Here is a 22,763-nt window from a genome sequence, read left to right on the forward strand (position 1 = left end):
GGGAGTCGCCACAGGCGACGGGGGGCTGGCCCCCCTTGTCCCCCGGTCGGGTCACTTTCCCAGCCTCTCGGGCAGGTTGTTCGCCCAGGCCGAGATCGTGCCGGCCCCAAGGCAGACCACCATGTCGCCCGGTTGGGTCTGTTCGCGCACCAGCCGCTCGAGGTCATCCTCGTCATGCAGGGCGCGGGCATGGCGATGGCCATGGCGGATCAGCCCGGCCACGAGGTCATCGCGCGAAGCGCCGGGGATCGGCTCTTCGCCGGCGGCAAAGACCTCGGCGATGGCGACCACGTCCGCCTCGTTGAAACAGGCGCAGAAATCGTCAAAGAGGCTCGAGAGCCGCGAATAGCGGTGCGGCTGGTGCACGGCGATGACCCGGCCCTCCGAGGCCTGGCGCGCGGCCTTCAGCACGGCTGCGATCTCAACCGGGTGGTGGCCGTAATCGTCGATGATCGTCACGCCGTTGACTTCGCCCACCTTCGTGAAGCGCCGGTTGACGCCGCCGAACGCCGCGAGGGCCCCGCGGATCTCGTCCCCGCTCATGCCCAGATGCCGCGCCACGGCCGCTGCCGCCAGCGCGTTGCTGACGTTGTGATCGCCCGGCATCGGTAGGGTGCAGCCCTCGATCCGCAGATCCTCGGCCTGGAAGAGGATGTCGAAATGCGCCACGCCCTTTTCGTAGCGCAGCCCCACCGCGCGCACATCGGCCTGGGCGTTGAACCCGTAGGTGGTCACCCGGCGGTCGGTCACCCGGCCGACCAGCGACTGCACCTCGGGATGGTCCGTGCAGCAGACCGCCAACCCGTAGAAGGGAATGTTCGACACGAAATCGTAAAACCCCTGCCGCAGGTTCTCGATCGAGCCCCAGTGCTCCATGTGCTCGGGGTCAATGTTGGTCACGATGGCGATGGTCGCCGGCAAGCGGTTGAAAGTGCCATCGCTTTCGTCGGCCTCGACCACCATCCATTCGCCGCGCCCGAGGCGGGCGTTCGAGCCATAGGCGTGGATGATCCCGCCGTTGACCACGGTCGGGTCGAACTTGCCCGCGTCGAGCAGCGTCGCGACCATCGTGGTCGTCGTCGTCTTGCCGTGCGTGCCCGCGACGGCGACGTTGGATTTCAGCCGCATGAGTTCCGCCAGCATCTCGGCCCGGCGGACGACCGGCAGGCCCTGGGCGCGGGCCGCGTCCAGCTCCGGGTTGCCCGCCTTGATCGCGGACGAGATCACGATGACCTGCGCGCCCGCGAGGTTCTCGGCTTTCTGGCCGATGAACACGGTGGCGCCCAGCGCCTCGAGCCGCTGGGTGATCTTGGACGGTTTCAGGTCGGACCCCTGCACCACGTAGCCATGCTCCAGCAGCACCTCGGCGATCCCCGACATGCCGATGCCGCCGATGCCGACGAAATGGATGGGGCCCACGTCCCCGGGCAGCTTGGTGGCGGCGTTCATGGCGGGTCCTTCCCCTGCAAGGTCCTTCATTCTTCGCTCCTTCCCGAGAGGGTTTCGACAAGCGACACGAGCCGCTCGGTGGCGTCGGGTACCGAGCAGCCAAGGGCGGCTCGGGACATCTGCAAGGCCGCCTCCGGGTCCGAGAGAACCGCGGCGATATGCTGGCTCAGCGCCTCGATGTCCAGCAGCTTTTCCGGGATCAGCACCGAGGCGCCGGCATCGGTCAGCCCGCGCGCATTGGCGGTCTGGTGATCGCCGGCGGCAGCGGCGAAGGGGATCAGCACAGAGGGGCGGCCGATGGTGGCGATATCCGCGACCGACGAGGCGCCCGAGCGGCTGATGACCAGCTGCGCCTCGGACATGCGGCGGGGGATGTCGGTGAAAAAGGGCTGCACCTCGGCGTTGATGCCGTTCCCGGCGTAGTAATCGGTGACCCGTGCCTCGTCCTCGCCCCGCGCCTGGTGGCTGATGCGCAGGCGGCGCAGCATGTCCATCGGCAGGGCGGCGATGGCAGGCGGGACCACGTCCGACAGGATCCGCGCGCCTTGGCTGCCGCCGATGACCAGCACCGACATCGGGTAATCGCCGGGCACGATATAGGGCGATCCGGCCTTTTCCAGCACCGCGCCGCGCACCGGGTTGCCGGTAAAGACACCCTCGACCCCGTCCGGCAGCGCCGTCGGCCAGGTGCCGCAGGCGACGGTGTGAACGCGGGTCGAAAAGATCTGGTTCACCCGCCCCAGCACGCCGTTCTGTTCATGGATCATCCGTGGCAGGCGCAGGATGCGCGCCGCTGCCAGCGCCGGGATCGACGGGTAGCCGCCGAAGCCCACCACCACGTGGGGCTTGTCCCGCATCATCCGCGACACGGCCGAGGCGACGCCCCCCGCGATCCGGAACGGCACCGCCGCCTTGGCCGCTAGGCCGCCCCGCGCGAAGGTGGCCGAGGAAATCTGCTCGATCTCCACCGTGTGGGGGAAGCCGCCGGTGTAGCGCGCGCCGCGCGCATCGGTCGACAGCTTGACCCGCCAGCCGCGGCGCAGCAGCGCCTCGGCCAGGGCCTGGGCCGGGAACATGTGCCCGCCCGTGCCACCCGCGGCGATGACGATCAGCGGCTGGCTCATCGGTGGCCCCGCAGGATGTCCCCGATGTCACCCTGCGGCCGGCTCCGCGTGAAGGCCAGCAGCATGCCCACGGCGATCCCGCTGGCGATGACGGACGAACCGCCATAGCTGACGAAAGGCAGCGTCATACCCTTGGCGGGCAGCAGCCGCACCGCGACGCCCATGTTGATCATCGCCTGCACGCCGAACATGGCGGCAAGGCCGGTCCCTGCGAGGCGGATGAAGGGGTCGCGCTCCTTCATCAGGCGCGAAAAGCTGCGCACCACGACGATGGAATAGAGCACGATGATGCAGAGGACGAGCACCAGCCCGTATTCCTCGGCCGCAACGGCGATGATGAAGTCGGTATGGGCGTCGGGCAGCGACCATTTCACCTCGCCCTCGCCCACGCCGACGCCGAAAAAGCCGCCCTCGCGGATCGCGTTGGTGGCGTACCCCAGCTGCGTGCGCGGGTCCACGTCCGGGCTCAGGAACCCGTCGATCCGGCGCGCGAAGTGTTCCGAGTTGTTGTAGGCCATGATACCGCCCAGCGTGACCATGCCTGCCATGCCGACCAGCAGCAACATCGGCGCCCCGGCGACGAAATACATCACGCCCCAGCCGAACAGCACCAGCGCCGCCTGGCCGAAGTCGGGCTGCATGGCCAGGATCAGCACGATGCTGATCGCCATGATGAAGGACCAGAGCCGCCCCGGCGGCCCGCCCACTTCCTGCGCGGCGGCCAGCATCCAGGCGGCGGCCACGACGAAACCGGGCTTCAGGAACTCGCTGGGCTGAACCGCTGCAAAGCCCAGCGAATACCACCGCGTCGCGCCCTTGCCGAAATCGGTGCCGAAGAACGGCAGCCCGCAAAGTGCGATGAAGGTCGCGATGAAGCCGAGGATCGCAAGACGTCGCACCAGTTGCGGCGACATCATCGAGGTCAGGATCATGGCCACCATGGCCGCCCCGCCGAACACCATCTGCCGCTGCACATAGTGGAAATGCGGAAAGCCGTTGCGCTCGGCCAGCGGCGGCGAGGCCGCGAGGCCCAAGAGCAGCCCCACCCCGAAGAGGAGCAGGATGCAGGACATCGACCACTTGTCGATCGTCCGCCACCACTTCGGAAGAATCGGTTCGCCGTCCCGCACGGGGACGGTGCCATAGACCATCTCTGTCATGAGCCTGCCTGCGCTCGTGTCACTGCCCGGCCCCTTTTGGGGCTCTGGCGTGGAGTCTAGACGCTTTTGCACCCGGTTGCCAGAAATAATGCGGTCTGTTGCACCCTTGCAAAAGGCAACCGGCTGGCCCATGGGACGGCCATGCAGGTCGATACCTTGATCCTTGGCGCCGGGGCCGCCGGCATGATGTGCGCCGCCGCCTGCGGCGGGGCGTTTGCTGTGGAAAAACCGTCCCGAGACGCGCCATCAGGCGCGACGACGACCCGGACATTGGTCATCGACCACGCCAAGGCGCCGGGCGAGAAAATCCGCATCTCGGGCGGCGGCCGCTGCAATTTCACCAACATGCACGCGGGGCCGGACAACTTCCTGTCGGCCAACCCGCATTTCGCCAAGTCGGCGCTCAGCCGCTACACGCAATGGGACTTTTTGGACCTCGTGCAGCGCTACGGCATCGCCTGGCACGAAAAGACGCTGGGGCAGCTTTTCTGCGACGGCAAGGCCACGCAGATCGTCGAGATGCTGCGCACCGAGATGACCCGCACCGGGGCCGAGCTGTGGCTGCAGACGCGCCTCACCGATCTCACGCGCGGCCCCGAGGGCTTCGTGGCCAGGCTCGAAAGAGACGGCCGCGAAACCCGCGTCACGGCGTGCAATCTCGTGCTGGCGACGGGCGGCAAGTCGATCCCCAAGATGGGCGCCACGGGCATGGCCTACGACATCGCCCGCCAGTTCGGTCTCAGCGTGACCGAGACGCGCCCCGCCCTCGTCCCGCTGACCTTCACCGATGGCCGCTTTGCCCCGCTCTCGGGCCTGTCGCTGCCCGTCGGCGCCACCGCGAACGGCACGACCTTCGACGAGGCGCTGCTCTTCACCCATCGCGGCCTTTCCGGCCCCGCGATCCTGCAGATCTCCAGCTTCTGGCGAGAGGGCGACGCGATCCGCCTCGATCTCGCCCCCGGCCGCGATCTCTTTGCGGCGCTGCGCGATCAGCGCCAGCAGGCCGGACGCCGCAAGCTGGTCAGCGAGCTGGGCGCGATGGTCCCGGCCAAGCTGGCCGACCACCTCGGCCAGGCGCTCGCGTTGCAAGGCAACCTCGCCGACCAGTCCGACGCCGCGCTGCGCACGCTCTGCGACACGCTGCACGGGTGGGAGCTGACGCCCTCGGGCTCCGAAGGCTACCGCACGGCCGAGGTCACGCTAGGCGGCATCGACACTGCCGGGCTAAACTCGAAAACGATGGAGGCAAAGGCCCTGTCCGGCCTCTACGTGATCGGCGAGGCGATGGACGTCACCGGCTGGCTGGGCGGGTACAATTTCCAATGGGCCTGGTCCTCGGCCGTGGCCGCCGGCCGCGCGATCGCGGCCAGGATGGCATGACACGCGGCATCCGCCCGTGGCGGCGGAGGGCCTTAGCAGGGTGATCCCCCGGCCCGTATCCATGGTTGTTGAAGGGTCATGGTGGGGTGAAACCCCACCCTACGGCGGGACGGACCCGGCAGGATGTAGGGTGGGGTTTCACCCCACCAACCAACCGATCCAACCGACACCGCCCCCCGGCCCACGTGTAGGGTGGGGTTTCACCCCACCAACCAACCGATCCAACCGACACCGCCCCCCAGGCCCACGGGTAGAGTGGGGTTTCACACCACCATGCGGCGCATCAAACGGCCCGCCGCGTCAAACGCAAACCGACCCCCGCATCGCCGGGCCGGCTGGGAGTTCCCCCGCCATCCGCCAACGGACATATGCACCGCCCGAACGCTTACCGTTCGTGCAGCGCCTCGCGCGATTTGTAGAGCGGTTTCAGCAGGTACTGGAGCACGGTCTTCTCGCCCGTGTGCAGCTCGACGCTCGCCTGCATCCCGGGCCGCACCTGTATCGTCGCCTGCCGCTCGCCCAGGTCCGTGCGGTCCACCCGCAGGGTCACCTTGTAATGGCTCTCGCCCTCGGCCCCGCGGCGTTCGTCCTTGAACGTGTCGGCCGACACGACCTCGACCCGCCCCTTGAGCGATCCGTAGATCGTGTAATCATAGGCCGACAGCTTGATCGTCGCCGCCTGCCCCGGCCGGATGCCGGCGATGTTCTCGGGCTTGACGCGCGCCTCGACAAACAGCTCCTCGTCCAGGGGCGTGATCTGCAGGATCTCTTCGCCCGGCCGCACGACGCCACCGATGGTGGTGACCGATAGGGTGTTGACCACGCCGCGCATCGGGCTCACCAGCACCGTCCGGTCCAGCTGGTCCCGGCTGGCGCGCAGGTTCTGGCGCAGCGTTGCCAGCTCTTTCAGCGTGTCGGAATAGCTGCCCGCACGGTCGAGTTCCGTCGTCGTCATCACCTCGTCCAGCTTGGTGCGCGCATCGGCCTGGGCCTTGCGCGCCCGCGTCACCTCGATCAGCGCGACGACCTTCTTGGCCAGCAGATCCTCGAGCAGCGACAATTCGGACTCCGCCTGGTCCAGCACCCGCTGCGCGCCCTGCTGGCGGGCCGCGAAATCGACCTGCCGCGCGCGCAGGAGCGCCCGTTCCGAGGCGACCATCTCGGGCACCTGTTCGGCCAGTGCCGCCGGCACGTCGAATTCGTAGGCGCCGGCCATCTCGGCCTCGAGCCGCAGGCGCCGCACCTCGAGCGTGGCGATCTGGTCGGACAAGTCATCGACGCTGGCCTGGAACTTGGTGCTTTGCAGCCGGGCCAGCACCGCGCCGCGTTCGACCACGTCGCCTTCGGCGACCGAGAGCTCGGCCAGGATGCCGCCTTCGAGGTTCTGGATGATCTGCGGCCGCGAGGAGGAGATGATCTCGCCCTCGGCCCGCACGATCTCATCCAGCCAGGCCAGCGACGCCCAGCCGAGAAAGACCAGAAGCGCGCCAGCGCAGAGCCAGATCATCACCGAGGGGCCGCGCATCTGCGCGTGCAACTCGCGGTCGAGGTCGGTCTGGGAGGCCGCGCTCATGCCGAGGCCCGTTCGGTCAGGTGGGCCAGCACCTCGTCGCGCGGCCCGTCCACAGTCAGCCGGCCGTTCTGCAGGATCAGCGTGCGCGAGGTCAGTTGCAGGATCGGCATCCGGTGCGTGGCGATCACGGCGGTGCGGCCGTCCAGCCATGTCGCCAGCCGCGACACCAACGTCGCCTCGAGCGTCTGGTCCAGCGCCGCCGTCGGTTCATCCAGCAGGCAGATCCCGGGGTCCTGCAGCCACAGCCGCGCCCAGCCGATCGACTGGCGCTGGCCGATGGACAGGCCGACGCCGCCATCGCGGATCTCGAGGTCGAGCCCCTTGGGATGCCCCTTGACGAAGGGTCCGAGGCCGGCGAAGTCCAGCGCGTCGAACAGCCGGTCGTCGTCGCGTTCCAGCAGCGTGATGTTCAGGTTCTCGCGCAGCGTCCCGGCGAACAGCCGCACGTCCTGGCCAAGGTAGCCGATGCCGCGCCGCAGATCGCGCGGTTCGACCTGCGCCATCTCGGTGCCGTCGATCAGGATGCGGCCCGCGGTCGGCGCGTAAAGCCCGGTCAGCAGTTTCAGCAGCGTCGACTTGCCCGACCCGTTGGCGCCCAGCACGGCCACGCATTGCCCCGCGCGGATCGACAGCCCGGGCACGTCCAGCACCGGGGCCGCGCCGTCCTCGTAGGCAAAACGCACCTCGCGCAGCTCGAAATCGCCACGCAGGGTCTCGCGCCGCAGGTAGCTGCGGCCGGGCGCGGCGTCCTGCGGGGCCGCGGCGATGGCGTCGAGCCCGTCCAGCGCCGCCTTGACGTTGCCCCAGCGCGCCATGGTCCCGGCGAGCTGCGTGAGCGGCGACAGGGTGCGGCTGGTCAGGATGCCAACGGCAATGATCGACCCCACGGTGAATTGCCCGGCAAAGACCAGGTACGTCCCGGCGATCACGGCGCAGACGTAGGTGCCCTGCTGCACCGCCTGGCTCCAGAACGTGAGCGCCGAGGCCAGGCGCCGCTGCTCGGAGGATTTCAGCGCCGACAGGGCCGACAGCTCGGACCAGAGGCGGCGGTAGCGGTCCTCGGCCCGGACCGATTTCACGGTATCGAGCTCAAACAGAACCTCCTGCAGCATCCGCGAGGACCGGGCCGTGGCGCCCTGCATTTCCTGAGTCAGGCGGATCATCCGCTTTTGCAGAAAGAACCCCGGCACGACCATCAGGATGCCGCCGGACAGCAGGACCCAGACGATGGGCCCGCCGATGGACGCCACGAGGAAGAGGAAAACAAATAGGAATGGGATGTCGGCCAGCGTGCCCACGGTCGAGGCGGTGAAAAACTCGCGCACCGAGCCGAATTCGCGCACCGACGAAAAGAGCTGCGAGGGCGAGCGTCCCGGCAGGTCCGACCGCATGCCCAGCAGGCGCGCCATCAGCAGGTCCTGCACCCCCATCTCGATCTGCCGCCCGGCGCCGTCCATCAGACGGGCGCGGGCCATCTTGATCAGCCCTTCCATGAGCAGCGCCAGCGCGGCGCCGGCGGCCAGCACCCACAGCGTGGCCTCGGATTGGTGCGGGATCACCCGGTCGTAGACCTGCAGCGAGAACAGCGCGACCGAAACCGCCAGCAGGTTGCCGACGAAGGACCCCAGCGCGATCTCGGCGAATTGCCGATGGAAGCGGCTGAACTGACCCCAGAACCAATGCGGCTCGGCCCCTGTGCCGAGGTGCGTGCGGCTGAGGCCCGCGACCTGCGCCTCGGCCCTGATCAGCGTGCCGGTGAAGACGCCGGCGAACTCGTCAAGCGCGACCTCGGCCCGGCGTTCGGCCGTGGTCGGATCGTAGATGGTCAGCGTGTCACCGGACTGGCCCAGCACCAGCACGATCTGGCCGCCCTGCATCAGCGCCAGCGCGGGCCAACTGGCCGCCTCCAGCTTTCCGGCCGGCAGGACCCGGGCGCGCAGCCCGGCGGCCTTGAGAGCCTGCGACAGCCGCTGCGCCTCGGCCCGCGCCGAGCCGTCGCCGGGGGCTTTCGCCAGCGTGTCGACAAGGTCGGACTGGCTGGTCTCGACGCCCAGCAGCCCGGTGTAGATACGCAAAAGGTCCGCGCGGGCGGTCAGCCGGGCGGACGGGGTCGGTTTCGGGGGCTCGGGCACATCGGGAACGGGCGCGATCTCGGCCCGGTGGATCACGCGGGGGGTGGCCTCGGGCTGTGCCTCGGGTTCGGGCGGCGGCGCGGGTGGCGCGACGGCTCCGAGGTCGATGGCCCGGCGCATCCGCGTGGGCTGCGCCTTGCCGACCAGCGCGATGGTCTTGCCCTTGCCGGGCGCGCGAGAGACCGGACCGCGCGGGCCGGATGACCCCCCGCCCCGCCCCTTCAGCGTGACCTTGACCGGCTTGCTCATACCTCGCTCCCGTTCGCCAGCAGGCCCAGGTCGCGGGCCATGCGCAGGCGCAGCCGCGCCGCGTCATAGGCCAGCCGGGCCTGCTCCTGCTGCTGGGCCGCGAAGGTCTCGTAGACGCCGACCACCTCCATCACCTGGCGCTGCCCGCCCTCGAACTGCGCCTGGAAGAGGTCGAGGTTGGTCTTGGCCGCGCGCGACAGCCCCTCGGCCTCGGCCGCCTGCCGCTCGAGGCCCTTGAGCTGCTGTTCCTGCCCGCGCAAGGAGCGCGTCGCCGTCTCGCGCGCCTGCACGACCTTGCGCTCGGCGCCCTCCACCTGCGCCTCGACCGCGCGCAGGCTGGCGGCGGTCCCGAACCCGACGCGGCCGGAGGTGTTGAGGCTCGCCCGCGGATCGCCGCCGCCGACGGTCGCATTGGCCGACACGCCCGGCAATTGCCCGGCGCGGGCCATCTTCGCCTCGGCCACGGCGCGGGTCTTTTCCGCCTCGGCGCGCAGCACGGCCAGCGGCTCGGCCGCCGCCAGATCCACCCGGTCGAGGCCCGACAGGCCGTCCAGCGGTTCGACCGACATGGCGTTGAGCTCGGCCAGCGCCTGCGCGGTGCTTTCGCGCGCGGCATCGCGAAGCGACCGCATCTCGGCCAGCTTGTGGCGCACCACGTTGAGGTCCGACATGTTCGACACGCCGCCCTTGACCCGCTCATTCAGGACCCATTCGAACCGGGTCATGTCGGTGATCGCCGCCTCGGCCAGCTGGGCCCGCGCGCGCCCCTCCTCGGCCTTGAGGTACAGCGACAGGGCGTCATAGACCCGGGCGTTGGTATCCTCCGACAGGGTCACCGCCGCGACTTCCACGTCGGCAGCGGCGAATTCGCGCTCGGCCCGCTTGCGGCCGTTGTCAAAGACCACCTGCTCGATCAGCAGCTGGGCGACGAAATCCCCCAGCGATGTCAATGAGATGTTCGGCCCGATGCTCGGTAGCCAGTTCTTGTCCGCCGCCTCGGCGCGCAGGCGGGCGCTGCGCAGCTCGGCCTCGGCCGCACGGGCATTGGTCGCCAGCACCGCCGCCGCGACACGGTCATAACTCCCGCCCTCGGGCAGAACCGACCGGCGCGCCTGCAGGTCGAGGATCAGGGTCGAGCCTTCTTCGCCCTGTCTCTCGCGCGCACCAAAGGGGCCGACCCGCGTGCTGTCCTCGGCCGGGCGGAACATCGACACGACGCCGCCGTCGTCGCTGCCCATGCAGCCCGACAGCGCCGTCGTGACCATCACGCCGAAAATCAAACCTGCTGCTCGCATCATGCCCCGCCCCCGCGTTTTTTCTGCGGTTGTTGCCTGCCGTCTCGCGGCCCGGCGGATCTTGCGCCCGCCCGGGCCCCTTGTTCGGGTCCTCCGACCTGGGTCAGATCACCGCGCCGGTCTGGGCCGCGATCTCGTCCTCGACCAGCAGGGTGCCTGCGCCCAGCTCGTAGACGTTGAAATCGTGCCCGCCTTCGCTGGCCGTGCCGGTCAGCACCGCACCCTGGATGGTGATGCTGTCGTCGCGCCCGCCGTAGACCTTGACCTGGTCCGAATGCGAGGACAGCGCGACCAGCTGCGCCTCGGTGATGGTCAGGTGGCTGTTCTCGGCGAACGACAGGTCGATCGCCTCGATCTCGTGCGCCCCCAGCGCCGGGTTGCCGACCGACACCTCGGCCGTGCCGCTTTCGTTCACGACAAGGTAGGTGCCCGAGCTGTTGCCGGCCGCATCCGTGTGGCTGACCACCAGGTGCGAGCCGTCCGGCACGGTCTGGCCGAAGTTCACGATGGTCTCGCCGATCACGCCGATGTCGGTCAGCGTCAGGCCCGGGGTCAGGTCGCTGATCGACCCGTCCGGCTGCACATGGCCGACGGCCAGCGCGTCCTCGGCCATCTCGACCGAGATGTCGCGGATGTCGCCCGAGCGGTCGAAGTTCACCGCCTCGACGATGGGGCCATCGGGGGCCTCGGTGTCGATGCGGATGGCGTCGGCCAGCGCGATCTGGTCGGTGTTGCCGGCGGCGTCCGTGGCATAGACCATGATGTCGGCGTCATACTCGCCCTGCGGGATGGCCGAGGCGGGGATCAGCACCGACCAGTTGCCCGCCGCGTCCACCTGCGCGGCATGGGCGAGGCCCTCGAAGGCGACCGTGATGGTCGATCCGGCCTCGACCGTGCCCGTCAGCTCGAGCCCGCCGGCCACGGCCGCCGCATTCATGACGGCGGGGGGCGCGTCGGCGGTCAGCTCGTTCACCAGCGTGTCGACGGCGAAGGTGCTCTCCAGCCGCGCGGTGTTGCCTGCCCGGTCGGTGGTGTCGATGACGGCCGTCACCTCGTATTCGCCCTGCGGCAGGTCGCTGCCGGCGAAATCGACGCTCCAGTTGCCAGCCGCATCCACGGATGCGATGCGGGTCGCGGTGCCGATGGTGACCGTCAGGGTCGCGCCCGGCTCGGTCGTGCCGGTCAGGGTGAAGCCATCGGCCAGCTCGTCGTGGTTCAGCGCGTCGGCGAACTCCGCCGGATCGGCACCGAGGGCAAAGTTCACCACCTCGGTGTCGACCGAAACGCTATCCGTCGCGTCGATCACGTTGCCGGCCGCATCGGTGCGGGTGGCGGTGATCTCGGCCTCGTAGGTGCCCTCGGGGATCTCGGCGGCGGCATAGGTCGCCGACCAGCGGCCATCCGGCCCGGTGACGACGGTCTGGGTCGCGGCGCCAAGGCTCACGGTCACCAGCGCGCCCGCATCCGAGGTGCCGGTGATGGTCACGCCGTCCGACTGTTCGACCGCATTGACGATGTCGTCGGTTTCGATCGGGGCCGTGTCGATCGCCAGCTTGCCGGCGTCGGTGTCGATCACAACGGCCTGGGTCAGCGTGGACGTGTTGCCCGCCGGGTCGGTCGCCGTGGCCGTCAGGGTCGCGGTGTATTCGCCCTTGGGGATGTCGGTCGCGGCAAAGGTCGCGGACCAGTTGCCCGCCGCATCCACAGTGGCGATGCGCTGCACCATGCCAAGCTGCACCACGAGGGTCGAGCCCGGCTCGACCGTGCCGCCAAAGCTGAGGCCGGCGGCCTGTTCCACCGCGTTGAGCACGCCATCGGCGCCGCCCGTCGTGGTGGTGATGGCAAAGTCGCGCACCAGCGTGTCGATGTCGATCACCAGTTCGGCCGAAGAGGCGTTGCCGGCCGCATCGGTGGCGTTCGCCGTCGCGGTCACCTGGGTTTCGCCCTGCGGCAGCTCGGCGGCGAGGAAGGTCACGGACCAGTTGCCCGACCCGTCCATGGTGGCGACGCGGGACGACCCGGCCAGCTCGACCACCACGGTCGATCCCGGCTCGGTCGCGCCGGTCAGCGTGACGCCATCGGCGCGTTCCACCGCGTTGACGATGCCATCGGTCTCGACCGGGACGGGCGAGAAGCTGACGCTGCCCTCAGTGTCCACCGAGACGCTGCCCGAGGTGCTGGCCGTGTTGCCCGCGACATCGGTCGCGGACACGGTGATCGGCGCACCGTAGGTACCCGTGGGAATGTCGCTCGAGGGTACGGTCACCGACCAGGTGCCCGAACCGGTCGCGGTGGTCGTGTAGGTCTGGCCCTGGAAGGTCACGACCAGCGCGGACCCCGGCTCGGCGCTGCCGGTGATGGCAAAGCCGGCGGCCTGGTCCACGGCGTTGACAAGGTCGTCGCCGCCCGCCAGCCCGGTGTCGAGCGTTACGGAGGTCTCGGTATCCACCGCAAAGCTGCGCGTCGCGGTCGAGGCATTGCCAGACCCGTCCGTCGCGGTGGCCGTCGCGGTCAGCGTGGCCACGCCTTCGGGGATATCCACGGCAGGGATGGTGACCGTCCAGGCGGTGCCGGTGACGGTGGTGGTATAGTCCTTGCCATTGATCGTGACGACGACCGACGATCCTGCCTCGGTCGTGCCGGTCAGGGTCACGCCATCGGAGCGCTCGGCCGCGTTGACCACGTCGTCGGTTTCCACCGGCACGGGGTCGAAGCTGACCGCGTTTTCGGTGTCCACGGCGAGGGTTGTGGAGGTCGAGGCGCTGTTGCCCGCCAGGTCGGTCGAGGTGACCGAGATCGTGGCATCATAGGTGCCGGCGTGGATGTCCACGCTGGGCACGCTGACCATCCAAGTGCCATCCGGCCCCGAAACGGTGGTGTAGCTGCTGCCCTCGAAGGTGACGTTCAGCGAAGCACCCGGCTCGGCCGTGCCGGTGATCGGGAAACCGACGCCCGCCTCGAGCGCGTTCACCAGGTCATCGCCCGCAAGGCCGCTGTCGATGGTCACGCTCGTCTGCGTGTCGATGGTGATTTCGCGCGTGGTGGTCGAGGTGTTGCCGGCGCTGTCGGTCGCCGTCACTTCGATGGTGGTGGTGTATTCGCCGGTGGCGATGGTGGTTGCCGGGATCACGGCGGTCCAGCTGCCGCTGCCGTCCACGGTGGCGGTCACACTCGTGCCCTGCACGGTCACGATGACGGTCGAGCCGGGCTCGGTCGTGCCGCTGACCGGCACGTCATCGACGCGCTCGCCCTCGTTGACCACATCGTCGCCCTCGATCACGCCGGTCTGGATGGTGACATAGCCCTCGGTGTCGATGCGGATCGTGCCGGTGGTGGACGACCCGTTGCCCGCCCCGTCCACGGTGCTGGCGGTAATGGTCGCGTCATATTCGCCCGTGGCGAAGACCGAAGGCTCGAAGGTCACGGACCAGCTGCCATCGGGCCCGGTCACAGCCTCGAGCGAGGTGCCATAGGCGGTCACGGTGACAACTGCGCCCACCGAAGAGGTGCCGGTGATGGTCACGCCGTCGGAATGTTCGTCCGCATTGACCACGCCATCGACCTCGATGGTGCTTTCGTCGATGGTGATCGGGTGCGGCACGGTGTCGATGCGGATCGCATCCGTTGTGATCGCGCTGTTGCCGCGCACGTCGGTGGCGGTGATGGTCACGCCCTCGTCGTATTCGCCGCCGGGCAGCTCCACGGGGGTGAAGGTCACGCTCCAGCTGCCATCGGGGCTGACGACGACCGTATGGGTCGCCTCGCCCGCCGAGATGGTCAGCAGCGCGCCCGGCTCCGAGGTGCCGCCGATGGTGCAGCCGGTGGGATGCCCGTCGGCGTTCACCAGGTCGCCGGTCGAGACGGTGCCGTATTCCACGGTGACCTCGGGGGGGGTGAAGTCGATGTCGACGGTCGGCCCATCCAGCACCGAGACCTCGCCATCCGGGTCGGTCACGGTGACGATCGACTCGTAGACGCCGTCATCGGGGTAATCGGGATCGGTGAAGGTCACGCCCCAGCTGCCGTCGTCGTTCACCGTGGTGTCACGGGTCCAGCCGCCGACCTCGACGGTGACCGTCGCGCCGGGCTCGCCCGTGCCGGTGATCGTGGCGCCGGGGGTCTCGTCGCGGCCGCCCTGCAGGATCGTCGTCTCGGGCTCGTCCACCGTCGGCGGGGCCTTCGTCTCGGCCGAGCCCGAGGTGCTGCTGCCGCCGCTGCCGCCACTGCCACCGCCGCCCGTGGCCGCCAGCAGCGCGCCGCCGGCCAGCGCCGGGCCGGCCAGGCCAAACAGGCTGGTGCCGCCCAGCAGGCCCGCGCCCAGCATCGAGACCTGGTCATCCTCGGCCGGGGTGATCACCGCGGCATCGGCCAGGTCATGGCCCTCGACGAAGATCAGCGCGTCATCGGGGCTCCACTTGCCCCATTCCGCGGTCGGGCCGTAATCGGCGAAGAGAACGCCGCCAGAGCCCTCGACAAAGGTCACCTCGTTCAGCGCACCCTCGGTGCTGAGGAACAGCCGGTTCGCGGCGCCATCGGCAAAGTAACCCTGCAGCACGATGACCCGGCCATCTGCCAGGCTGACCTGCAGATCCTGGCCGACACGCGTGTAGCCGCGCAGGTCGGATTGCCTGAGGTTGAGAGAAACATCCTGCCCGGCTCCGACCGCGACGGTTGCGATGGCCTCTTCTGCAGGGATGGACCCACGTTCCACAGCGCCCACGGCACTGCGAACGACGAAATCAATCGTCTTCATAATTACACCACTCTACCTCAAGGTGACTCATTCTGCGCGGTCACCGGTTTTAAGTTATGCCGATATTTACCGTTTCAGGCGGTTATCCGCTAGTCCAATTTTCAAAACCCCCTTGGATTCCGCGGGGAATTTACCGAAGAGCGAGTCATTTTTGCCATAGGTGTCCCGCGGATCGCCCGGGAAACAGACGGTTCGACCGGGCCGGGACACGACTGGAACGCGGGACATGCCGCGCGCCCTGCAACCCGGACGCGTTTGCTGTGCGCCCATGAGAAATTGCCTGTGCAAGCCCAATCGCGCATGGCAGCAGCGCGCAGGATCGGGCATGGTATCCGCGAGGCGAGAACAGGAGCAGCCATGGCCCAGGATCACCCCGCGGCGATCGATTTCGTCCCAGGGCACGAAACACTGACAGATTTCCGGCAGGCACTGGGGCGCTTTGCGACCGGCGTCACGGTCGTGACCTGCACCAGCGACATGGGCCCGCTCGGAATCACCGCCAACAGCTTCTCCTCGCTCTCGCTCGACCCGCCCCTCGTGCTGTGGTCACCGGCGCGCAGCTCGCGCCGATTCGGCGCCTTCTGCGCCGCGCGGCATTTCTCGGTCCACGTGATCGGTGCCGAACAAGAGGCCATCGCGCGCCATTTCTCGAAACAGGGCCATGATTTCACCGGGCTCAACTGGGTCGCGGGCGAGACTGGCGTGCCGCATCTGGCGGGCTGCATCGCGCGCTTCGACTGCGACAAGGAGGCCGAGTACGAGGGCGGCGATCACGCCATCATCGTCGGCCGCGTGCGCCGCGTGGTCAGCCGGCCCGGCGCCCCGCTGGTGTTCCACGCCGGCCAGTTCCTCGACCTCGACGGCGACTGACCCACCCGGCCCGAAACCGCGCGGCCTGCGCCCGCGCGCTTGCCTTCGGCGAGAGTATTTGCGGAAAAGTGAAAGCAGGCGTGCGCCGCGCGACGGCAGGCAGTGCACGATGCAGCCAAGCACAGGATGCCTCCGGCGGGCATATTTGGCGAAAGATGAAAGGCCGGCGCCACAGCGTCCCCTTCACCTTTCCCGAAATATCCCGGGGAGCGTGAGGGGCTGGCGCCTCACCCGGACGCCAATGACAGACACCCGCCACGGTGCAGCGCGCCCGATCCCTTTTCATCTTGCCCATAAACTCCGGGGTCCGGGGCAGAGCCCCGGTCCGCCCTCCGCCAAGCGCGCGACGCGTCAGGTGGGCGCTGGCCCGGCCACATAGGTCTTGGCGTACATCGCCTTCAGGTGATCCTCGACCCGGATGGGCGGGTACTTCGGCACCTCGTCGGAATAGAGACAGGTCGGCACACAGGTCACCTCATAATCCGGATTGCCGGTGTAGAAGAACGGGACCGAGTAGCGTTCCCGCCCCGAGCGGTTGATCACCCGGTGCAGGGTCGACCGGTAGCGGTCGTTGGTCCAGCGCGCGATCATGTCACCCAGGTTGACGACATAGGCGCCGGGAATGGGCGGCGCATCGATCCAGCCGCCGTCCGGGTCCTTGACCTGCAAGCCGCCCACGTTGTCCTGCAGCAGGATCGTCAGCCCGCCGAAATCGGTATGGGCCCCGGCGCCCATCTCGTCCGGCACCTCCGCCCGCGCGGGCGGGTAGTGCAGCAGGCGCAGGGTGGTCAGTGGCTGCTCGGTGAACGCCTTGAAGGCATCCTCGGCCAGCCCAAGCGACAGGGCCATGCCGCGCATCAGCGTGGCGCCCACGGCTCCCAGCGCCGCCTGGTAGGCTATCATGGTCGGCCGGAACCCCGGCAGGTCAGAGGGCCACTGGTTGGCCCCCTGGTTGAACCGCCCGAAGCGCGGGTCGCGCTCGGGCAGCTCCTCGCCGATGTAATAGCCTTCCTTGCGGTCGGGCAAAGCGCCCGGTTGCAGGGTCTGGCCGCCGAGGTATTCATAGCCGCGATTGGCCGGGCTTTGCGCCTTGTCCACTGCGTCCTTGGCCTCGGGGGCCAGGTCGAAAAGCGCCCGCGTCTCGTCGATCACCGCGCGGATCAGCCCCTCGGGCACGCCATGGCCGGTGCAGTAGAAGAACCCGTGCGCCAGGCAGGCCGAGCCCAGCTGTTCCCCCACAATCGCCCGGTCCATGGGGTTCGAAGAGGCAAGCCCCGAGATGTCGATGATCGGCAGGCTGGCCATGTCACTTCTTTCCGAAATTGGCGCCAAGGCGCATCTGGATGTAGTCGTGGCCGGTCATGGGCTCGTACTTGCCCTCGGGGCCGGCCAGCAGCGTGTCCATGTTGGCCTGGGCGAAATAGGCGATGGAATAGCGCGGCCCGAGGCTTTCGCCCGGTTTCGGCATCCGCACCCGGTGCAGGTTCGACAAGAGCTTGTCGTCCGACCAGCGCATCAGCATGTCGCCGATGTTGCAGGTGATGACGCCGCCCAGCGGGGGCACGTCTGTCCATTGCGTGGCGCGGCCCTTTTCATCCTTGCCGGGACACAGCTGCAGCCCGCCCTGGCCCGCGTGCTGGTGCAGCAGCGTCAGGCAGTCGAAATCGGTATGCGCGCCCGCCCGCCAGAACTTGAAATCCTCGGGCTGGGCATCCTCCATCCCCAGGTAATGCAGCAGGCGCAGGGTCGACTGGTACTGGTCGGTCTCGGGGTCGTGGCCCTGGGTAAAGAAATCGGCCGGAAAGCCAAGCTTGTCGGCGAAACAGTCCAGCACCCGCATGGCGACGGCCCAGTTGTGCCGCTCGAAGGCCAGCATGGTCGCCTTGAAGTGACGCACTTCGTCGCCCGTCGGCCAGAGCTTCTTCATCCGCGGCAGGGTGATCTGGTAGCTTTCCTTGCGGTCCGCCGTCCCGGTCGAGGGCCGCACCTGCGCCATGTATTCCCAGCCCGAGTTGGTGCCGGGCATCAGCGGGTACTTGGCCTTGACCTCCTGCGGCAGGGCGAAGAACTTTTCCGACAGCGCGAAGGCGTCGTCGATCAGCTCCTGCGGGATGCCGTGGTTGGTCAGCTGGAAGAACCCGATCTCGGTGGCGGCTTTCCACAGCGCCTCGGTGATCTCGGGCTTGCGGGCAAAGAAATCCGACATGTCGATCTGGGGGATGTCGCGTTCGACATCCTCGCCGTAGCCGCCGAAGCCGGCCTCCTTGTTCAGCTCTTCGAGGTCGTAGGGTGCAGTGCTCATGTTTCCGTCTCCTTGGTCAGGGTGATGGAGCAATGACCTGCGGGTCTGCCGCTGCCTGCTTATACTCCGGTTGGGTATTCTTATTGACTGGCCCGATCAGAGGACCGCGCCCGACCCGGGGGTGGGCGCAGTCGCGCCCGCCCTGGGGGGCGGGTCGGGCGCGGTCCGGCGCCAAGGCGCCGGACGGGAAGCATTCCGAACTCACGCCGGGGCATGGCTCGCCTCCACCGCTGCGCGCTTGGCTTTCAGCTTGGCGACGACCCGCGCTGCATCCTCGGCCAGTTGGCCAAGATCGCAGCCCGGCAACTTGCCGTCCCGCACCACCGGCTTGCCGGCGACAAAGGAATGCCTGACCACCGCCGCCCCGGTCACCACCGGCGCCAGCGCCGGATCGTGCAGGCCGAGGTTCCGGGGGGCCGAGATGTCGTAGACCACGAGGTCGGCCGCCATGCCCGGCGCGATCACACCGAGCTTGTCGTAGCCGAGGACCGAGGCCGCGCCCTGCGTCGCCCAGTGCAGCACCGTCTCGGCGCGCGTGGCGCCGACGCCCTTGGTCGCGCGGTGCAGCGAAAAGGCCGCATACATCGCGGCGCCCATGTCGGCGGCTTCGTTGGCCCCTGCCCCGTCGACCGCCAGCCCGACCTTGCCGCCCAGCGCCTGCAGCGCATCGGCGGGCGCCACGCCCGAGCCGAGCCGCGCGTTCGCCTGCGGGCAATGGGCCATGCCGGTGCCGGTCTCGTGCAGCAGCGCGACCTCCGCCGCGTCCGCCTCGACCAAATGCGCGAACCAGACGTCCTCGCCCAGCCAGCCGTGGCGGTCGAGCCAGGGGACCGGCCGCTCGCCGTACTTGGCGAGGGTGAAATCGACGTAAGCCATGTTCTCGCTCAGGTGCGAATGCAGCCGCAGCCCCTGCGACCGGGCGGACTGGGCGACCTCCGACAGCTCTCCGGGGTCGAGGTTGAACGTGGGGGTTGTCGGAGCGCAGGCCACGCGGGTCATGGCGAAATCGGACGGATCGTGCCAGCGGTTCGCCGCCGCCTCGACCCCGCCAAGGAAGCCGTCGAGCGTCTCGCAGGGGGACGGCGGCACGGTCGGGTCGTCAAAGACGCGGCCCTTGGTCATGCCTCCGCGCGCGAGGACGAAACGCAGGCCCAACTTTGCAGCTTCGTCGAACAGCACCTCGGCCGGGTCGTAGTCGTAGCGGTCCGAAAAGACGTAATGGTGGTCGCACACGGTCGTCGCCCCGGTCAGCGCCAGCTCGACCAGCCCGATCCGGGCCGAGATGCGCAGGGCGTCCTCGTCCAGCAGCGGCCACCAGGTGTAGGGCACCTGCATCAGCCAGGGGTCGAGCGGTTCGTTGATCGCGAGGCCCTTCAGGACGGACTGGAACAGGTGGTGATGGGCGTTGACCAGACCCGGCGTGACCACGCAGCCGGCGGCGTCGGTGACCTCTTCGCCGGGCTTCGCGACCAAGTCGCCGACCTCGGCGATCACGCCCTTCTCGATCCGGATGGCGCCGGTGACGCGGCTGCCGGAGGCGTCGCCGGCCAGCCCGTGGGAGATATTGGCGATCAGGGTCATCGGGAGCTCTTGGGCAGCGACCAGGGGAAGAAGAGCTTTTGCAAGAGGCTCACCGCCTGGAACAGGATCAGCGACATCGCCACCAGAACGACCAGCCCCGCCCAGGCCTGCGGCAGCCGGAACATCGAGGTGGAGAACTGGATGAAATAGCCCAGCCCCTTCTCGGCCGCGACGAATTCGGCCACCACGGCGCCGATGACGGCGAGGGTGATGGAGATCTTGAGGCCGGAAAAGATGTAGGGCGTGGCATAGGGCAGCCGGATCTGGGTGATCTCGCGCCATTGCGGCGCGCGCAGGGAGCGCGACAGCTCGATCAGTTCCGGCGGCGTGGCCATCAGGCCGGTGGTCATCGACACTACCAGCGGAAAGAAGGAAATCATGAAGGTGATGACCACGCGCGGGGCGTCATCCGTGCCCAGCACCACGATGATGATCGGCGCGACGGCGACCACGGGGACGGACTGGATGACGACCAGCAGGGGGTAGAGCGCGCGGCTCAGCAGCCGAGACTTGGCGAGGCCCACGGCGATTGGCAGCGAGACCAGGATCGACACGGCGTAGCCCAGGAGCGCCACGCGCAGGGTCGCCCAGACGTGCTGCGCCCAGCGGGCCGGCTCCACCGCGTCGAAACCGCCAAGGATGCGCGTCGGCGCGGGCAGCACGTAACTTGGCACCGCGAAAAGCCGCGTGCCCAGTTCCCAGATCAGCAGGATCGCGGCGAAGGTCAGCAGCGGCAGAAGCGCCGGTGTGCGGATCAGCCTTTCGCTCAGCGGCACGGGCGGGGACTGGGGCGCCTCCACCGTCTTTGTGGCGGGGGCGACATCGGCCTTGGCACTCATCAGGCCACCTCTTTCTTGATCAGCAGGCCCCGCAGGTGGGCCATGTAATCCTGCATCTCGGGGCTGCGCAGGCTGTCCTCGCCGCGCGGACGGCCCAGCGGCACCGGCATGTCGGCGATCACCCGGCCGGGGCGTTCCGACATGACCACCACGCGGTCGGCCAGCAGCACCGCCTCGGGGATGGAATGGGTGATGAAGAGCACCGTCTTGGGGCTGGCCTGCCAGAGGCGCAGGAGCTCGAACCCCATGGCGTCGCGGGTGAGCGCGTCGAGCGCCGAGAAGGGCTCGTCCATCAGCAGGATGTCGGGGTTCAGGAACAGCGCGCGGGCGATGCCGACGCGCTGCTGCATCCCGCCCGACAGCTCTCCGGGCAGGCGCTTTTCGAAACCCTCGAGACCCACGGTCGCGATGATCTCGCGGGCGCGGGCCCGGTCCTTGGCGTCCACCCGGCCGCGCATGTGGCGGGCCGGGAAGACGACGTTATCCTCGACGCTGGCCCAGGGCAGCAGGGTCGCCTGCTGGAACACGATCCCGATGTCGTCGCGCGGCTGCGTGACGGGGGTGCTGAACACCTCGACCTGACCCTCGGTCGGGCGCATGAGGCCCGAGGTCAGCCGCAGCAGCGTGGACTTGCCGCAGCCCGAAGGCCCCAGCACCGCCACGAATTCATGCTGCGCGATGTCCAGGTCCACGCCCCGAAGCGCCGTGAGCGGGCCGCTGTCGGTCAGGAAGGTCTGACCGACGCCGGTGAAGGTGATCGCGTGCTCTGCCAGCGCCATCGGCTTACTCGGCCGCCGGCATGAAGGACCGGTCGACGATCGACTCGGGGTCGAGCGACGCCTCGTCGAGGCCCTGCGACGCCGCTACGCGGGTCCAGGTCGCGGCCAGGCGGTCGGCGTCAAAGGCGCCAAGGCCATAGGTCTCGGTCACGTCGTTGAACGCCAGCTTCGACGCGTCGAGCCAGCTGCCCTTGACGTCCTCGGCCTTGAGCTCGGGGACCAGCGCGGCGACGGCGTCGGCGGCCTTGTCGGGGTTCTCGTTGGCAAAGACCAGCGAGTCCTGGAAGGCCTTGAGGAACCGCTTGGCGACATCCGGACGCTCGGCCAGGAAGGTGTCCGAGGCGACCAGCGAGGCCGAGTAAAGCTCGAGCCCGGCATCGGCCCAGGGCAGGATCACGATTTCCTTGCCGGCCTCGGTGGCCTGGCCGGTATAGCGCGACACGTCCGTCAGCCAGGCGATGATCGCATCGGCCTGGCCGGTCATCAGCAGCGGGCCCAGCGCGCCCGGGTCGGCCTTGGTCAGCTCGATATCCGCCTCGGACATGCCGTTTTCGGCCAGCACCAGCGGCAGGAAGACGTTGGACGAGGTGAAGGGCGAGGTCGCGATGTTCTTGCCCTTGACGTCGGTGATCGAGGTGATGCCGGTGTCGGCCGTTGTGTAGAAGGCGTGCGGGCCGGTGTTGAAGATGTTCATCACGGCGGTCACGGGCACGCTTTCCGTCGCGCGGGCGGCCATCAGCGCCTCGATCCCGGCGCTGCCGATGTCCGAGGTGCCGGTGGCGATCTTGGTGATCGCCTCGGACGACCCGCGGCCCTGCTCGATGCTCACCTCGAGGCCGGCGGCCTCGCAGATGCCTTCGTGGATGCAGACATAGATCGGCGACTTGTCGCCGCCCGGCAGCCAGTCCAGCTGGTAGGTCACCTTGTCGAGCGCCGAGGCCGAGCCGGCCGTCATCAGCGCGGCAGCGGCCACGCACAGCGATTTCACGTCAAACATGCGCATTTGGCACATCCCTTTTCCCTGTTGTCTTCGATGCTGATCGAGCAGCGGGTCCGTCACGTCTCACCTCACACTGGCCGGGAAATGCCCGGCGCACGTCGCGTTGTCAGGTGAGCAATGTCAGGGCCAAGTGCCCTACCGCTTCTACTCGCGGTCATCCGGCCGCAAGGCCGCGACGGAGTCACCGGGATTCGCGCATTCCCGGCGCCGGCGGCCAGGCGATGCCCGGTTTTTGGGCAGAATCCTCGCGGGTTGCCGGGTCTCTCGCCGCATCTTG

15 protein-coding genes are annotated in these 22,763 nt (G+C 68.7%); 2 read left to right on the plus strand and 13 right to left on the minus strand.

Features of this window, described 5'->3' with window-relative positions; genetic code table 11:
• Positions 1-51 precede the first annotated feature (51 nt).
• The 3 genes from murC to ftsW are packed head-to-tail and all read right to left on the minus strand — an operon-like array spanning position 52 to position 3,733.
• Positions 52-1,449 (minus strand): UDP-N-acetylmuramate--L-alanine ligase, encoded by a 1,398-nt coding sequence (gene murC / locus MF270_RS10555; RefSeq protein WP_238366039.1) that lies wholly within the window; start codon positions 1,447-1,449, stop codon positions 52-54.
• Positions 1,450-1,475: 26 nt separating this feature from the next.
• Positions 1,476-2,573 carry a UDP-N-acetylglucosamine--N-acetylmuramyl-(pentapeptide) pyrophosphoryl-undecaprenol N-acetylglucosamine transferase gene (locus MF270_RS10560; protein ID WP_238365848.1) on the minus strand — a complete coding sequence of 366 codons (1,098 nt, stop codon included), beginning with the start codon at positions 2,571-2,573 and terminating at the stop codon, positions 1,476-1,478.
• The gene (ftsW, locus tag MF270_RS10565) at positions 2,570-3,733 is read right to left on the minus strand and encodes a putative lipid II flippase FtsW (RefSeq protein ID WP_238365849.1); all 1,164 of its coding nucleotides are present in this window, start codon (positions 3,731-3,733) and stop codon (positions 2,570-2,572) included. Before ftsW ends, MF270_RS10560 begins: the two co-directional genes overlap by 4 nt.
• 141 nt (positions 3,734-3,874) lie before the next feature.
• Between ftsW and MF270_RS10570 the strand changes: the two genes are divergently transcribed.
• Positions 3,875-5,113, plus strand: coding sequence for a BaiN/RdsA family NAD(P)/FAD-dependent oxidoreductase (locus MF270_RS10570; protein ID WP_238365850.1), 1,239 nt, complete (start codon positions 3,875-3,877; stop codon positions 5,111-5,113).
• A gap of 385 nt (positions 5,114-5,498) precedes the next feature.
• Here the strand turns inward: MF270_RS10570 and MF270_RS10575 are convergent, their stop codons facing one another.
• The 4 genes from MF270_RS10575 to MF270_RS10590 all read right to left on the minus strand — a co-directional run bounded on the left by MF270_RS10575 (position 5,499) and on the right by MF270_RS10590 (position 15,115).
• Positions 5,499-6,686, minus strand: a complete 1,188-nt coding sequence (locus MF270_RS10575) for a beta-barrel domain-containing protein (protein ID WP_238365851.1) — start codon at positions 6,684-6,686, stop codon at positions 5,499-5,501.
• On the minus strand, positions 6,683-9,067 hold the full coding sequence (locus MF270_RS10580) for an ATP-binding cassette domain-containing protein (protein ID WP_238365852.1): 2,385 nt from the start codon (positions 9,065-9,067) through the stop codon (positions 6,683-6,685). The genes MF270_RS10575 and MF270_RS10580 overlap by 4 nt, the downstream gene beginning before the upstream one ends.
• Positions 9,064-10,365 carry a TolC family protein gene (locus MF270_RS10585; protein WP_238365853.1) on the minus strand — a complete coding sequence of 434 codons (1,302 nt, stop codon included), beginning with the start codon at positions 10,363-10,365 and terminating at the stop codon, positions 9,064-9,066. The genes MF270_RS10580 and MF270_RS10585 overlap by 4 nt, the downstream gene beginning before the upstream one ends.
• Positions 10,366-10,465: 100 nt before the next feature.
• A complete protein-coding gene (locus tag MF270_RS10590; protein ID WP_238365854.1) occupies positions 10,466-15,115 on the minus strand; it encodes an Ig-like domain-containing protein in 4,650 nt (1,549 codons plus the stop codon).
• A 357-nt stretch (positions 15,116-15,472) separates the two neighbouring features.
• On the opposite strand from MF270_RS10590, the gene MF270_RS10595 reads away from it, so the two are divergent.
• Positions 15,473-15,985 carry a flavin reductase family protein gene (locus MF270_RS10595; RefSeq protein WP_238365855.1) on the plus strand — a complete coding sequence of 171 codons (513 nt, stop codon included), beginning with the start codon at positions 15,473-15,475 and terminating at the stop codon, positions 15,983-15,985.
• Between the two features lie 351 nt (positions 15,986-16,336).
• On the opposite strand, the gene MF270_RS10600 is transcribed toward MF270_RS10595, so the two are convergent.
• The 6 genes from MF270_RS10600 to MF270_RS10625 form a co-directional block, all read right to left on the minus strand.
• Positions 16,337-17,290 (minus strand): isopenicillin N synthase family dioxygenase, encoded by a 954-nt coding sequence (locus MF270_RS10600; protein WP_238365856.1) that lies wholly within the window; start codon positions 17,288-17,290, stop codon positions 16,337-16,339.
• 1 nt (position 17,291) lies between these two features.
• Entirely contained in the window at positions 17,292-18,287 is a 996-nt protein-coding gene (locus tag MF270_RS10605) for an isopenicillin N synthase family dioxygenase (RefSeq protein WP_238365857.1), read from the minus strand.
• Between the two features lie 201 nt (positions 18,288-18,488).
• Positions 18,489-19,868 carry an amidohydrolase family protein gene (locus MF270_RS10610; protein ID WP_238365858.1) on the minus strand — a complete coding sequence of 460 codons (1,380 nt, stop codon included), beginning with the start codon at positions 19,866-19,868 and terminating at the stop codon, positions 18,489-18,491.
• A complete protein-coding gene (locus tag MF270_RS10615) occupies positions 19,865-20,707 on the minus strand; it encodes an ABC transporter permease (protein ID WP_238365859.1) in 843 nt (280 codons plus the stop codon). Before MF270_RS10615 ends, MF270_RS10610 begins: the two co-directional genes overlap by 4 nt.
• Positions 20,707-21,486, minus strand: coding sequence for an ABC transporter ATP-binding protein (locus MF270_RS10620; RefSeq protein ID WP_238365860.1), 780 nt, complete (start codon positions 21,484-21,486; stop codon positions 20,707-20,709). The genes MF270_RS10615 and MF270_RS10620 overlap by 1 nt, the downstream gene beginning before the upstream one ends.
• Before the next feature lie 4 nt (positions 21,487-21,490).
• Positions 21,491-22,489 carry an ABC transporter substrate-binding protein gene (locus tag MF270_RS10625; RefSeq protein ID WP_238365861.1) on the minus strand — a complete coding sequence of 333 codons (999 nt, stop codon included), beginning with the start codon at positions 22,487-22,489 and terminating at the stop codon, positions 21,491-21,493.
• Between the last annotated feature and the right edge of the window lie 274 nt (positions 22,490-22,763).

Origin of the sequence: Mesobacterium pallidum (assembly GCF_019966535.1) — a bacterium.
Classification (GTDB): Bacteria; Pseudomonadota; Alphaproteobacteria; order Rhodobacterales; family Rhodobacteraceae; genus Mesobacterium; species Mesobacterium pallidum.